This is a genomic window from Megasphaera sp. An286 (genome assembly GCF_002163455.1).
Lineage (GTDB): Bacteria > Bacillota > Negativicutes > Veillonellales > Megasphaeraceae > Megasphaera > Megasphaera stantonii.
The window spans coordinates 170,341-183,728 of the sequence record NZ_NFIY01000002.1 but is presented as its reverse complement, the minus strand read 5'-3'; the positions used below and the strand labels follow the sequence as shown (position 1 = coordinate 183,728).

General features: G+C 53.0%; 14 protein-coding genes. 12 read left to right on the top strand and 2 right to left on the bottom strand.

The window, feature by feature from the left end; translation table 11 throughout:
- Window positions 1–57 precede the first annotated feature (57 nt).
- The 9 genes from alaS (at window position 58) to raiA (ending at window position 8,988) form a co-directional block, all read left to right on the top strand.
- Window positions 58–2,658: an alanine--tRNA ligase gene (gene alaS / locus B5F80_RS02140; RefSeq protein ID WP_204246324.1), complete on the top strand. Its 2,601-nt coding sequence runs from the start codon at window positions 58–60 to the stop codon at window positions 2,656–2,658.
- Between the two features lie 40 nt (window positions 2,659–2,698).
- Window positions 2,699–2,959: an IreB family regulatory phosphoprotein gene (locus tag B5F80_RS02135; RefSeq protein ID WP_087477163.1), complete on the top strand. Its 261-nt coding sequence runs from the start codon at window positions 2,699–2,701 to the stop codon at window positions 2,957–2,959.
- Window positions 2,960–2,966: 7 nt separating this feature from the next.
- Window positions 2,967–3,383, top strand: a complete 417-nt coding sequence (gene ruvX / locus B5F80_RS02130) for a Holliday junction resolvase RuvX (protein WP_087477162.1) — start codon at window positions 2,967–2,969, stop codon at window positions 3,381–3,383.
- A gap of 1 nt (window position 3,384) precedes the next feature.
- Complete coding sequence (locus B5F80_RS02125; protein WP_087477161.1) at window positions 3,385–3,654, top strand: DUF1292 domain-containing protein; 270 nt, start codon at window positions 3,385–3,387, stop codon at window positions 3,652–3,654.
- Window positions 3,655–3,727: 73 nt separating this feature from the next.
- The gene (locus B5F80_RS02120) at window positions 3,728–4,624 is read left to right on the top strand and encodes a LysR family transcriptional regulator (RefSeq protein ID WP_087477160.1); all 897 of its coding nucleotides are present in this window, start codon (window positions 3,728–3,730) and stop codon (window positions 4,622–4,624) included.
- Between the two features lie 105 nt (window positions 4,625–4,729).
- Window positions 4,730–5,935: an MFS transporter gene (locus B5F80_RS02115; protein ID WP_087477159.1), complete on the top strand. Its 1,206-nt coding sequence runs from the start codon at window positions 4,730–4,732 to the stop codon at window positions 5,933–5,935.
- 423 nt (window positions 5,936–6,358) lie between these two features.
- Entirely contained in the window at window positions 6,359–6,733 is a 375-nt protein-coding gene (locus B5F80_RS02110; protein WP_087477158.1) for a desulfoferrodoxin family protein, read from the top strand.
- A 134-nt stretch (window positions 6,734–6,867) separates the two neighbouring features.
- Window positions 6,868–8,283: an aldehyde dehydrogenase family protein gene (locus B5F80_RS02105; protein ID WP_087477157.1), complete on the top strand. Its 1,416-nt coding sequence runs from the start codon at window positions 6,868–6,870 to the stop codon at window positions 8,281–8,283.
- Between the two features lie 180 nt (window positions 8,284–8,463).
- Window positions 8,464–8,988, top strand: coding sequence for a ribosome-associated translation inhibitor RaiA (gene raiA, locus B5F80_RS02100; RefSeq protein ID WP_087477156.1), 525 nt, complete (start codon window positions 8,464–8,466; stop codon window positions 8,986–8,988).
- A 79-nt stretch (window positions 8,989–9,067) separates the two neighbouring features.
- On the opposite strand, the gene B5F80_RS02095 is transcribed toward raiA, so the two are convergent.
- On the bottom strand, window positions 9,068–9,937 hold the full coding sequence (locus B5F80_RS02095; protein ID WP_087477155.1) for a viroplasmin family protein: 870 nt from the start codon (window positions 9,935–9,937) through the stop codon (window positions 9,068–9,070).
- Between the two features lie 338 nt (window positions 9,938–10,275).
- On the opposite strand from B5F80_RS02095, the gene B5F80_RS02090 reads away from it, so the two are divergent.
- From B5F80_RS02090 to B5F80_RS02080, 3 genes are read left to right on the top strand one after another with little or no spacing between them, the layout of a single operon-like run.
- Entirely contained in the window at window positions 10,276–11,805 is a 1,530-nt protein-coding gene (locus B5F80_RS02090; RefSeq protein WP_087477154.1) for a carboxyl transferase domain-containing protein, read from the top strand.
- 14 nt (window positions 11,806–11,819) lie between these two features.
- Entirely contained in the window at window positions 11,820–12,326 is a 507-nt protein-coding gene (locus B5F80_RS11390; protein WP_233127897.1) for a hypothetical protein, read from the top strand.
- A 32-nt stretch (window positions 12,327–12,358) separates the two neighbouring features.
- Complete coding sequence (locus tag B5F80_RS02080) at window positions 12,359–12,784, top strand: biotin/lipoyl-containing protein (RefSeq protein ID WP_087477153.1); 426 nt, start codon at window positions 12,359–12,361, stop codon at window positions 12,782–12,784.
- A 162-nt stretch (window positions 12,785–12,946) separates the two neighbouring features.
- Here B5F80_RS02080 and B5F80_RS02075 read toward each other — a convergent pair whose 3' ends face one another.
- Window positions 12,947–13,351, bottom strand: coding sequence for a thioesterase family protein (locus tag B5F80_RS02075; RefSeq protein WP_087477152.1), 405 nt, complete (start codon window positions 13,349–13,351; stop codon window positions 12,947–12,949).
- Window positions 13,352–13,388: the final 37 nt, after the last annotated feature.

The following is a 13,388-nucleotide window of genomic DNA, read 5'->3' as shown; positions in this document are numbered from 1 at the left end:
AATAAGCGTATAATTTTTCCATATGAAGAATACAGGAGAGTGTTGTTGATGAAATACATGACGGGTAATGAAATCCGCAAAGCCTATTTGGACTTTTTCAAAAGCAAGGAGCATTTGATTCTGCATAGTTTTCCCTTGATTCCCCAGGACGACCCGAGCCTGCTGCTCATCGGCGCCGGCATGGCTCCGCTGAAGCCGTACTTTACGGGCAAGCTCGTACCGCCGTCCTATCGTGTCACGACGAGCCAGAAGTGCATCCGCACCGGCGATATCGACAACGTCGGCCGCACGGCCCGTCACCATACGTTTTTTGAAATGCTGGGGAACTTCTCCTTCGGCAACTACTTCAAAAAAGAAGCCATCGCCTGGGCGTGGGAATTCCTGACGGAAGTCCTCGAACTGGATAAGGACAAGCTGTACGTTACGATTTATCCGAACGACGACGAAGCTTATGATTACTGGCACAACATGATCGGCCTGTCGGACGACCGCATCTTCAAATTTGAAGACAATTTCTGGGAAATCGGCGAAGGCCCCTGCGGCCCGGACAGCGAAATTTTCTACGACCTGGGACCGGAACGGGGCTGCGGCCAGCCGACCTGCACCGTAGGCTGCGACTGCGACCGCTACTTGGAAATCTGGAACCTCGTATTTACCCAGTTTGACCGCACCAAAGACGGCGAATACGTGCCTCTGGCTAAGAAAAACATCGATACAGGCGCCGGCCTGGAACGGTTGGCTTCGGTTATCCAGCAGAAGGAATCGAACTTTGAAACGGATTTGATTTTCCCGATTATCGAAGACGTCATCGCCCTCTGCCATGGCGATTACAACGATCCCCATCAGAAAGTGGCCATGAAGGTCATTGCCGACCACATCCGGGCGATTACGGTCATGATCAGCGACGGTATCCTGCCGTCCAACGAAGGCCGCGGCTACGTCCTGCGCCGTATCCTGCGCCGCGCCGTCCGCTTCGGCCGCCTGCTGGGAATTAAAGAATTGTTCCTCAGCGGCCTCGTCGACACGGTGATCGGCATCCTCGGCGAAGAATACCCCGAACTGAAAGAACATGAAGAATTAATCAAAAAAGTTATCGATACGGAAGAAACGCAGTTCAGCGCTACGCTGGCCCAGGGGACGGAACTCCTCGACCAGCTCATGGCCGCTGCCGGCCCGGCGAAGGAACTGGACGGCAAGGACGTATTCAAGCTGTACGACACGTACGGATTCCCTGTCGAGCTGACTGAAGAAATTGCCAGTGAAAACGGCATTACCATCGACCATGCCGGCTTCGACGCCGCCATGAAGGAACAGCAGGAACGGGCCCGCGCCGCCCGCGAAGACGTGTCGGCGAAAGTGGCTACGCCCGATACGACGAGACTGGATCAGAGCAAGCTGGTCAACGACCCGACGGCCATTGAAGCGACTGTCGTCATGCTGGGCAAGGAAGGCGTAGAAGTGGCGAGAGCCTGCGACGGCGAAGAAGTGACGGTCATCATCGACAACAATCCCTTCCATCCCGAAGGAGGCGGCCAGCTCGGCGATACGGGCATGCTGGAAGGAAAAGAAGGCAAGGCCGTCGTAACGGATGCCAGAGCCTTGCCGAACGGCCTGGTATACCTCGTGGCGACTGTTCAGGAAGGGGCCCTGTGCATCGGCGATATGGTCGACGTCAAGGTAGATAAGGACCGCAACCTGGCTATGGCCCGCAACCACACGGCAACGCATCTTCTGCAGGCCGCGCTGCGCAAGGTACTGGGCAACCATGTCAACCAGGCCGGCTCTCTCGTTACGCCGGACCGCCTGCGCTTCGATTTTACCCATTTCTCGCCTGTTACGGCAGACGAACTGGCCGAAGTCGAAGACCTGGTCAACGAAGAAATTTTGGCAAACGTACGCGTCGATATAGAAGAAATGCCCATTGCCAAGGCCAAGGAAAAGGGCGCTATGGCTCTCTTCGGCGAAAAATACGGCGACGTCGTCCGCGTCGTATCGGTCGACGATTTCAGCTGCGAACTGTGCGGCGGCTCCCACGTGCCGTCGACGGCCGTCATCGGTACCTTCCGCATCTTATCGGAATCCGGCACGGGCACGGGCGTACGGCGCATCGAAGCCGTTACCGGCGCAGCGGCTCTGCAGAAAGCGCAGCACGACGCGGCGGAACTGCGTCTCGTCGCCGACATGTTGAAAGCCAAGGCCGACGCAATCCCCGATAAACTGAGCCAGGTTTTGGCGCAGCTGAAGGCGGCGGAAAAAGAACTGCAGCAGCTCAAGAAGGAAGCGGCTATGTCCGATATGGACGATATGCTGGCCGCTAAGGAAGATGTCAACGGCGTATCTGTCGTAGCGGCAGAAGCCCAGGCCGATTCTATGGACAGCCTGCGCGAGCTGGCCGACACGATTATGGACAAAGTCGGCAGCGGCGTCGTCCTTCTCGGAGCCGTTCATGACGGCAAGGTCAACTTCGTGTGCAAGGTCGCTAAAGCCGATACGAAGAAGGGCCTCCATGCCGGCAAGATCATTAAGGCGGCGGCTCAGGCAGCCGGCGGCAACGGCGGCGGTCGTCCTGATATGGCTCAGGCCGGCGGCAAGGCTCCGGAAAAATTGGCTGAAGCCCTGAAGGCTGGTAAAGCTGCCGTCAGCGAATTGATTGGATAAAAAGTATTTACATACGCAATGTCGTAAAGGATGTGATTCTATGGCAATCAGCGACGAAACGATGATCGTCAGGAATAGAAACGAAGAACAGACTGTCGCTTCTATGATTTTAGAAGATGTGTATCACGCATTGGAAGAAAAAGGATATAACCCCGTAAACCAAATCGTAGGATATTTGCTGTCCGGCGACCCGACGTATATTACGAGTCACAATAACGCCCGCAGCAACATCCGGCGCATCGAACGGGACGAACTCATTGAAGAACTGGTCCGTTCGTACGTAAAGCATCGCGGCTTATAGGAGGAACATGCGGATTTTAGGATTAGACGTCGGCTCTAAGACCATCGGCGTAGCCTGCAGCGACGCCTTGCTCATTACGGCGCAGGGCGTCGAGACGATACGGCGCGTTTCCAAGAAGAAGGACTTCCAGCGGTTGAAAGAGCTGGTTGCCGAAAAGGAAGTGCACCGCATCGTCGTAGGCCGTCCCCGTCATATGAACGGCGACTACAGCGAAAATATTGATAAGATCGAACACTTTGTAGATGAACTCAAAAAGGTCATGCCAGATATGGACTTTGTCTATTGGGATGAACGCCTAACGACCGTCATGGCCGAACACGTGCTGATGGAAGGCAATGTACGGCGGGAAAAGAGAAAACAGTTCGTCGATAAAATGGCGGCTGTTCTCATATTACAAAATTATTTAGACGCTCAAGGAGGATAACATGACAGAAGAAATGGAAGAAGTAATGGTCATTACGATTACCAGTCCCGATGGTGAAGAAAAAGATTTTCAGGAAGTAGACGCAGTCGAAATCGACGGCAAAATCTTTTCGCTGCTCCTTGAAATCTGCGAAAACGAAGACGAAGCGGAAGCTATCATCGCCCGCGTCGACGAAGAAGACGGCGAACCCGTTTACGTAGAACCGACGGAAGAAGAATTTGAAGCGGCCAGCAAGGCTTTTGAAGAATTGGCTGCTGAAGACGAAGAATAAGAACAGGTATATAGTAGCATAGAAAGAGGCATGCCGCGGCATGCCTCTTTCTGTACGTACGACAGGAGACGTTATGGCTGAATTACCAAGTATGCAGCAATTAAAAAATTTTATTATATATGGAAAATACGGCAATTTTACATCTGCGGCCAACGCTGCCAACATTACGCAGTCGGCGTTCAGCGCGCAGATTAAAAAGCTGGAAGACGTCGTCGGCGTCCGTCTGATCGCCCGGTCGAACCGCGGCAGCCATTTGACGAAAGCCGGCGAACTATTATTTCAGCGGCTGGAGCCCATATTGGACGAATTAGAGGGTTGCTTAGACGAAGTGCGTTCTATGGACGGCAGAGCCCAGCCTCTTTCCATCGGCATCATGCTGTCGCTGGGCGATATTCATATGAACCGCCATTTAGCCTATTTTCAGCAGCACTACAGCGGGGCCTCCTTTCAGGTATATAATTTGGAAGCGCAGGAATTGCTGCAGAAGCTCCGAAACGACGAGCTCGACATTATATCCTTATTTCGCCTGCCTTCTATGGATATCGACGGCTATGAGCAAGTCTGCTTCTGTAAGGAAACCCTCGTGTACTACGCGCCTCATATCGTCGTTTCCGGAGGGGTTGCGACGGCCGATTTCATCGCTTCGCAGCCTCTGGCCCAATATTCGCCGCAGTACGTCATGAACGAATATTTAAATCACTTTTTATCGGCTCATACGTCCTTGCCGCTGCAAACGCAGGCTTGGTTTTCTACGCCCTATGCAATGATGAATTATTGCCAGGCTAACCGCATCGGCGCGCTGCTGCCGGAACGTTTTTTAAAAGCCCTGGGCGTCGTTGGCGGCTGGTACGACGTAGATCCGCCGATCGTTTTGCCTTGCTACTTGCTGTACAAGCGGAGCAATCCCAGGTACGAGGCCATTCAGGTCTTTGTCGACTATATGAAGAGGACCTATCACGTACCGTCGTGACATCGCCGTTTTTTATGACAAACATCGTTTTTTTCTGTTATACAAACCATACGGGAAGGAGTACAATTCTCCTTGAATTCAAGTAAAGGAGTTGTATGTAGACGTATGGAACAGAAATCGCTATGGAATAAAGATTTCCTGTTGGATACGGGAATTAATTTCGTCGTGTATTTGATTTATTATTTGCTCATGGTCATTATCGCCGTGGTGGCGAAAGATCAGCTGAATGCGTCGCTTAGCGAAGCCGGGCTGGCGTCGGGCATCTTTATCGTCGGCACGCTGCTGGCGCGCCTGCAGTTCGGCAAGGCCATCGAGTTGTATACGCGCCGCCGCACCTTGTATGGAGGAATTTTATTTTACCTGATTACGACATTATTATACTTTTATATTCCGAATTTGACCGTCATGTATATCATCCGCCTGCTGAACGGCTTGGCTTACGGTATTGTCTCGACGGCTACCAACACGATTATTTCCGCCTGTATCCCGGCAGATAAACGGGGCGAAGGCATCAATTATTACGGCTTGAGCACCAGCCTGGCCGCGGCTATCGGGCCGTTTTTGGGCATGTTCCTCATGCTGGTTACGGACTTCCGCTTTATCATTGGCCTCTGCACGGTCTTAGTCATTGCCTGCGCCGTCGGCTGCGTCTTCCTCCACGTAGACGAAATCGAACTGAGCGAGGAAGAACGGGCGTATATGAAAGCCATATCTGTTGATAATTACGTGGAACGCCGCGTCATGACGATTTCCTTTATCGGCTTCCTCATGGGCTTCGCCTATTCCAGCGTACTGACGTTTTTGGCTTCCTATGCCAGAGAAATTCACCTCGTACAGGCCGGCACGTTCTTCTTCGTCGTGTACGCCGTCGTCATTACGGTGACGAGGCCGCTGACGGGCATTATCTTCGACCGGAAGGGAGAAAATTACGTCCTCTATCCTTGCTATCTCTGCCTAGCGGCCGGATTGTTCCTGCTGTATGCGACAGGTACGGCATGGCAACTTCTCCTGGCCGGTGTTTTCGTCGGGCTGGGGTACGGGACGTTTATGTCGAACGGACAAGCCGTATGCATTAAATTGACGCCGCCTCACCGCGTCAGCGTGGCCTTGTCGACGTATTTCGTCGCCTTGGATCTGGGCCTTGGCGTAGGGCCGTACGTCTTGGGGATGCTGCACCGCATGCTTACGTTTCCCCAATTATACGCCGTAGCCGGCGTCATCGCCATCGTCTGCTTTTTCTTATACTATGGCCTGTACGGACGTCGAAGCGTGAAAGCCGTCCGCGTTGTTCCGGCAACGGCGCAGAAATAATTGGTTTTATAGTAAATGTTAGGGTAACGACAGGTGTCATATATCTGCCGTTGCCTTATTTTTTTCAAAAAGAGTGGACATACGACGTGTCCTACTGTTCTAATTAACGTGACTAAGCCCTAATAGAAATGAAAATATCCCGTGTTCTATTCTTATCAGATTGAAATGAGTTTTTTTAGGGAAGCGTGCCGGTACTGATATTGGCGTTGCTTTATATATTTTTCGCTTTTATACAGTAAAGTTTCTCCGTAATTATTTTACCATAACATGCTGTATTCATTAGAAAATAATAAAAAATAATCGTTATTTATTATTGACTTTTCCACTGAAATGGTATACAATAAGACCATAGCAAGAGATAATAATTATTAGATAGAAAGAAATTTTAAAATTATTTTACGCATAGATGAAGGAGATTTCACCATGAAACATGTAGAATTTTACCGCAATGAAAAAGATAATTCTATTTTAGCAGTCGTAGGCGTTCAGGCTGAACAGGAAGTCGTCGTAGACGGTCAGAAATTGGTTCGCTTAGTTGCCGATTCTGTAGACGCCGCGAAGGAAAAACACGTGCCGGCTGTACGGAAAGAGGGTGGCCGCTTATTGGTCGAAGTCGGCTCGGTAACGCATCCGATGGAAGAAAAGCACTACATCGAATGGATTGCCCTGGTATCGGACAAATCCGTTGATATCCGTTATCTGAATCCCGGCGAAGCGCCGAAGGCCGAATTTGAAGGAAATTCCGGCGTCGTATACGCATACTGCAACCTCCACGGGTTATGGAAAACGGAAGTATAATTTGCTGATATCCTGTATAGGCAGGAATACTGGTTTCTGCCGATGAACGAAATAAGGTGCTGCCGCATGAAGGAAATCCTGTTCTTCGTGCGGCAGTTTTGGTATACATAGGAGAGAAAATCGAGGTGAGCCCTATGAATTTTAAAATGCTGTACATAGATGGAGCTTGGACGCCCAGCGCGTCGGGAGCTTATATTGACGTAGAAAATCCGGCGAATAAAGAGAGATTTGCCTGCGTGCCTGAAGGAAACGACGCCGACGTAGACAAAGCGGCGAAGGCTGCGGCAGCGGCCCTTCCGGCCTGGGCGGCGACGCCTCTATCGGAACGGATGGAGTACATGAAGAAGATGCTGACGTATTTTAAAGAGATGGAGCCGCAGCTGACAGACTGCATTGTCAAGGAATTGGGAGCTCCCGTGTCCTTTGCCGCGGCCAGCCACGTCCGATACCAGTACGTGCGCACCCAGTCGTATATCGACTTGGCGGCTGGCCTTCCCTTGGTGGAAACCCTGCCCCAGTCGACGGTATACCGGGAGCCCGTCGGCGTCGTCGGCTGCATTACGCCGTGGAATTATCCCTTGGGGCAGATTATCCAGAAGGTCGTCCCGGCGATTCTCGTAGGCAATACGGTCGTGCTGAAGCCGAGCCAGCATACGCCCTTAGCCGCCTATTATCTGACGGAGGCCTTCCATAAGGCCGGATTTCCCCAAGGTGTGTTCAACCTCGTAACCGGCCGGGGCAGTCAAATCGGAAACGCCATGTGCGACCATCCCCTGATTAACATGATATCCTTTACGGGCTCGACGGAAGCCGGCGTCGGCGTAGCCCGCAGGGCGTTGGCGACGATGAAGCGCATCAGCATGGAGTTGGGCGGCAAGTCGCCCTGCGTTATTTTGAAAGGCGCAGACTACGAAGGGGCGGCGCGCATGTGCCTCGATTCCATCTTTCTCAATTCGGGGCAGACCTGCACGGCCTTGTCGCGCCTCGTCGTCCCGAAAGACGATAAAGAGACTGTCGAACGGCTGCTGCTGCAGCTGCTTCCGGAATACGTCGTCGGCGATCCAACCGACCCGGCCGTAAAGGTAGGCCCCGTCGCGTCAGAGCATCAATTCCAGACGGTATGCTCCTATATCCAGAAGGGAATCGACGAAGGTGCGGCCCTGCTGGCAGGCGGATTGCCGCCGGCTCCGGAGAAGGGATATTATGTCTATCCGACGATTTTTACCGATGTGACGAACGACATGACCATTGCCCGCGAAGAAATCTTCGGCCCCGTCCTCTGTGTCCTTACGTATGACACGGAAGAAGAGGCCGCAGCCATTGCCAACGACACGCCGTACGGCCTGAACGCCGCCGTCTGGGGGCCGAAAGAGCAGGCTGTCGCGACGGCGCGGCGCATCCGGTCGGGCAACGTCTATATCAACGACGGGCCGCGCGATGTGACAGCGCCCTTCGGCGGCTTTAAGCACAGCGGCATTGGCCGCGAAGGCGGGATGGACGGCATGCTTGAATTCACCGAGCCTCAGGCTTTATTTGACTGCGGGTCGTGAGCCGGAAAGGCTGAAGCGCTTCTGTCCCTTGCGGGCCTTAGGTTTTCTGCAAAATAATTAAAATCACAAGAAGGATTTCCTATATCCCTGTGGAATATTATATATATAAGGGAAGCAACCATGAGGTAGGAAAGCCATATCGTATCTGATGGACTTCCCGACGGAAAGGAAGGGATTTTTATGGCAACAACTGTTAGAGGCAAGAACTTAGAAATTACGCAAGCTCTGAAAGACTATGTATTGAAACGCGAAAAGAAAGTGACGAAATATTTCGACAACGAAGTAAACGTACAAGCAATGCTTTCCGTTGAAAAAGACCGTAAGATTGCAGAAATTACCTTGAAAGTAGACGGCGTCGTCCTCCGCGGCGTCGAAGCGAACGACGATATGTATGCCGCTATCGATTTGGTATACGACAAGATGGTTCGCCAAATCCATAAATATAAAACGAAATTGGCTCGCCGCATGAAGGGCTCGTCCTTCAACGCCGCCTTGGTAGAAGGGCCGGCGGAACCGGAAGAAACCTTTGAAATCGCCAGAACGAAGAAATTTGCCGCCCGCCCGATGGACGTCGAAGAAGCTATTTTGCAGATGAACCTCGTAGGCCACGACTTCTTCGTATTCCTAAACTCCAAGACCGATACGATCAGCGTCGTATACAAACGGAAACACGGCAAATACGGCTTGATTGAACCGGAACTCTAAGAGCCATGCTTGACTGATACAGCTATACGATACGCCCGCTTTTGCCTTTTCAGAAGCAAGAGCGGGCGTTTTGTCTGCCTTAGGGATTGGCGTGGAACAGCTGGAACAGGGCGTTTTCGTCGTCCAGCATGGCCTGGAAGCAGTAGAGCGTCGCCGCCGCGTCGGCCAGGCTGTCGTGCCACTGGGTTTCTCCGTAGCCGTAGTGGGCGGCGCAGTCCTTCAGCTTGGCGTAGGAGCGCACGGGCTGATGCTCCGAATGGATGAAGGAATAGGCTTCGCCGGCGTCGAGTATTGGCAGGGCCGGCGGAAATGCGACGCCGGCCTGCTGCAGCATGCGCACGTCCTGCATCGTATTGTAGCCTACGATAAGCTGGGCCTGGGCAAACAGCTTGCTGAACAGCGGGGCGTAGCTGCTGAAGGAAGGGGCGTCCTGTACGCGTTCCGGCGTGATGTGGTGAATGGGTACCGTATCGTCCCATTCCGTTTGGTGTTCCGGCTTGAAATATTGGTTGTATATGACGGCGTTCCGGCCGTTGATGATGGAAACCTGCAGAATTTCGCCGTCGGAGGAAAGGTCGGTCATTTCGACGTCGACGGCGTAGATGCGGCTGGCGTCGAGGGTACGGATGAAGTCCTTGACTTGAGAGGATAAAGACCTGCGGCGGGCCAGCTCTTTTTTCTGCCGCCTTTCGAGGGGATACTCGCCGGGCTTGGCGAACAGTTCCCGATAGAGCCAGCGCCGGGCCTGCTTATAGTATTTGAAGCTTTTGGAGCGGGCGCCCTTAAAGCCTTGCGTAGCCCTTTCGTATTTGGCGAAATCCGTAAAGATACCGATGCGCCGGCCTCTGCTGACGGCGTAGTACCGCGTCGGATTCTGAACGTCCGGGTCCGGCTTGACCCAGCGGGACGCGCGTATATATCGTTTTTTGTCCCTCGTATCGTAATCCATGGCTTCCTCCTCTTTTCATTTTGAAAAACTGTTCTTATTGTACTGGAAAAGCGGAAAAGTAGCAAATGTTATTATTCATGCCGACGAGATTGTTTGGTATTGCTCTGGGAAATATTAAAAATAATGGGCCCTTTCTTTATTTTATAATGGATTCGCGACGTATATTTCGTATATATTAAAATAAAATTCCAGCATACGAAAAAGGCCGGCGCATAGAGAAAAGGCGGCCTTTTATATAGAGTGAAAATGTATTATAATATATAAGTACTATACTGTTAAAATGCGAGTTTCTATGGTAAAATATAAAACTATGCGACATGTTGCAATGGAGGTGCATTATGGCTACAGTTCAAGAAAAAATCGCTCAATTTCATGAAAAACTGAAAACCATTGAAATGGGCGGCGGTCAAAAACGCATTGATAAACAGCACGCACAAGGAAAGATGACGGCGCGGGAACGGCTGAACAAGCTCTTCGACGAAGGCAGCTTTACGGAAATCAGCCAGTTTATCCGCCATCGCTGCACGAATTTTAACATGCAGGAAAAAGACATTCCCGGTGACGGCGTCGTGACGGGATACGGCACCGTAAACGGCCGTCTCGTCTTCGCCTATGCCGAAGATTTCACCGTCGAAGGCGGTTCTCTCGGCGAGATGCATGCTCATAAAATCTGCCAGGTTCAGGAAATGGCCCTGAAGATGGGCGCTCCGATTATCGGCATCAACGACTCGGGCGGCGCGCGCATCCAGGAAGGCGTAGACGCCTTGTCCGGCTTCGGCCGCATTTTTATGAACAATACGTCGGCTTCGGGCGTCATTCCCCAGATCTCGGTCATCATGGGGCCCTGTGCCGGCGGCGCCGTATACAGCCCGGCTTTGACGGATTTCATTTTCATGGTTAAAAATACGTCGAATATGTTTATTACAGGCCCGGCAGTTATCAAATCGGTTACGGCCGAAGAAGTTTCGTCTGAAGAATTAGGCGGCGCTATGACGCACAATTCCGTGTCCGGCGTAGCTCACTTTGCCTGCGAAAACGAAGACGACTGCATTGCTAAAATCAAATATCTCCTCGACTTCCTGCCGAGCAATAACATGGAGGAAGCGCCTATCGCCGAAACGAACGACGATCCGCAGCGTCAGGACGAAAGCCTGAATTCGGTCATCCCCGACAGCAGCAACATGCCTTACGACATGCTCGACGTCATTAAATCCTGCGTCGACAACGGCGAAATCTATCAGGTATTGGAAAATTACGCCTTAAATATCATTACCTGCTTCGCCCGCTTCGACGGCCAGACTGTCGGCATCATTGCCAACCAGCCGAAATTCCTGGCCGGCTGCCTGGACATCAACGCGTCCGATAAGGCGGCCCGCTTCATCCGCTTCTGCGACAGCTTCAACATCCCTCTCGTCACCTTCGTCGACGTGCCGGGCTTCCTGCCGGGAACGACGCAGGAATTCGGCGGCATCATCCGCCACGGTGCGAAGATGCTCTACGCGTACTGCGAAGCGACGGTGCCGAAGGTAACCGTTGTTACGCGCAAGGCCTACGGCGGCGCGTATATCGCCATGTGCTGCCGCCAGCTCGGTGCAGACATGGTATTTGCCTGGCCGACGGCTGAAATCGCCGTCATGGGTCCGGATGGCGCGGCTAATATCATCTTTAAGCGCGATCCGGAAAAAGAAAAGAAGAAACAAGAATATATTACGGAATTTTCCACGCCGTACAAAGCGGCGGAACACGGCTATGTAGACTGCATCATCGAGCCGAAGGAAACGCGTCCCCGCATCATCGACGCCTTGGCTATGCTGTACAGCAAGCGGGAAGAACGCCCGTCTAAGAAGCACGGCAATATGCCGTTATAAGGGGAGGGATGGCTATGGATTTGCAACTATTGGCCCTGATCGTCTTGGCTATCCTGTGCGTGCTGCAGTGGCGTCATTCCGCAAGCCGCATGCAGGAGATGGAACGGAAGATTGCCGAGCTGGCAGAGGTGAAGGATGATTTGCAGCGCCTGTTGGCTAAGCAGGGGCAGCAAACTGCGCCTGCACCAGCATCGCAAACAGCCGCGCCGCAGCCTGTGCAGGAAGAAGACGCGCCGAAGGAAGAACCCGTTCCGACCCATGCCGTAGCGGCGCACCAGTCTGTCGTGCCCGTAGGGCAGCGGCAGCCCGCCGTCGTCGCCGCCCGTCCTATGGCGACCGTTCCGGCGGAACCGACGGCGCCGCAGGCCGACGTTTCCGACATTTCGCCGGAAGTCGTCGCCGTGATCATGGCGGCCGTCGCAGCTTACGGCTATTCGCCGGCGGCTATCCGCTCGATCAAAGCGAAAAAACGGCAGAATGCACACTGGATTATGGCCGGCCGCCTGGCCGGTATGCGGTAATAGATATATATTTTTCGCCAGGAGGATATAGAATGAAAAAGTTTAAAATAACGGTAAATGGACAAGCATATGAAGTAGAAGTAGAAGAAATCGGCGGCGCTGCGCCTGCGCCGGCAGCCGCTCCGACTCCGGCCGCTCCTGCTCCGGCTCCGCAGCCTGCCGCACCGGCAGCTCCGGCCGCTGCGCCTGCGCCGGCGGCAGCGGCACCGTCTCCGGCTGCTATGGAACCGATTCCCGACGGCGCCGTCGTCATTAAAGCTCCCATGCCCGGCAAGATTTCGGCGTTGAAATCCGAAGCCGGCCAGGCTGTCAAACGGGGCGATGTCCTGCTCGTACTGGAAGCCATGAAGATGCAGAACGACATTACGGCTACGGCCGAAGGCAAGCTCCACAGCCTGCGGGTCAACGTAGGCGACAACGTCAAGACCGGCGACGCCTTGGCCGTTATCGTACCGTAAGACGAGGATACAGCATATTGGCAACGGGGAGGGTCAAATTCCGCGCTGAATTTGGCCCTTTTGTCGCGCCTGCATTTAGAAGAGAAGCGAGCTGCCCAAGGTCTGACAGACGCAAAGAACCCGCCGGTTCGGCTGAATCGGCGGGTTTTAACATGCCTGCAATTATTTTTTCAAATCTTTTTTCGCTTCGGCTTTAGCCAGGAAGGGAGCCGATTCGATGATGAAGCGGTCGTGCGTCGCTTCGCCGACTTTGCCGGCGTCGTCGAAGGCTTCGATTTTGAAGGACAGCTTCTTTCTGTCTTGTTCGACGAGGGTTGCTTTCGCCGTTACGGTCAGGCCGATAGGCGTAGCTGCCAGGTGCTTGACATTGATGGCGATGCCGACGGTGTTGTAGCCTTCGGGAAGCTGGCTTTCGCAGGCCAGGATGGCCGCGTTTTCCATCAGGGCGACGAGGGCCGGCGTAGCGTATACGGGCGATTTGCCGCTGCCCATTTTGATGGCTGTATTGTCCAGTACGACGACTTCGGAAATTTCACCTTGCGAATTCGGTTTGATTGTAAAGTCCATGATAGTTCCTCCTAATTGCGATTAAATTACAGTACCA

Excerpts from the sequence above, each read along its gene's own strand:
- alaS (WP_204246324.1), top strand. The coding sequence starts at position 58 with ATGACGGGTAATGAAATCCGCAAAGCCTATTTGGACTTTTTCAAAAGC.
- B5F80_RS02135 (WP_087477163.1), top strand. The coding sequence starts at position 2,699 with ATGGCAATCAGCGACGAAACGATGATCGTCAGGAATAGAAACGAAGAA.
- ruvX (WP_087477162.1), top strand. The coding sequence starts at position 2,967 with ATGCGGATTTTAGGATTAGACGTCGGCTCTAAGACCATCGGCGTAGCC.
- B5F80_RS02125 (WP_087477161.1), top strand. The coding sequence starts at position 3,385 with ATGACAGAAGAAATGGAAGAAGTAATGGTCATTACGATTACCAGTCCC.
- B5F80_RS02120 (WP_087477160.1), top strand. The coding sequence starts at position 3,728 with ATGGCTGAATTACCAAGTATGCAGCAATTAAAAAATTTTATTATATAT.
- B5F80_RS02115 (WP_087477159.1), top strand. The coding sequence starts at position 4,730 with ATGGAACAGAAATCGCTATGGAATAAAGATTTCCTGTTGGATACGGGA.
- B5F80_RS02110 (WP_087477158.1), top strand. The coding sequence starts at position 6,359 with ATGAAACATGTAGAATTTTACCGCAATGAAAAAGATAATTCTATTTTA.
- B5F80_RS02105 (WP_087477157.1), top strand. The coding sequence starts at position 6,868 with ATGAATTTTAAAATGCTGTACATAGATGGAGCTTGGACGCCCAGCGCG.
- raiA (WP_087477156.1), top strand. The coding sequence starts at position 8,464 with ATGGCAACAACTGTTAGAGGCAAGAACTTAGAAATTACGCAAGCTCTG.
- B5F80_RS02095 (WP_087477155.1), bottom strand. The coding sequence starts at position 9,937 with ATGGATTACGATACGAGGGACAAAAAACGATATATACGCGCGTCCCGC.
- B5F80_RS02090 (WP_087477154.1), top strand. The coding sequence starts at position 10,276 with ATGGCTACAGTTCAAGAAAAAATCGCTCAATTTCATGAAAAACTGAAA.
- B5F80_RS11390 (WP_233127897.1), top strand. The coding sequence starts at position 11,820 with ATGGATTTGCAACTATTGGCCCTGATCGTCTTGGCTATCCTGTGCGTG.
- B5F80_RS02080 (WP_087477153.1), top strand. The coding sequence starts at position 12,359 with ATGAAAAAGTTTAAAATAACGGTAAATGGACAAGCATATGAAGTAGAA.
- B5F80_RS02075 (WP_087477152.1), bottom strand. The coding sequence starts at position 13,351 with ATGGACTTTACAATCAAACCGAATTCGCAAGGTGAAATTTCCGAAGTC.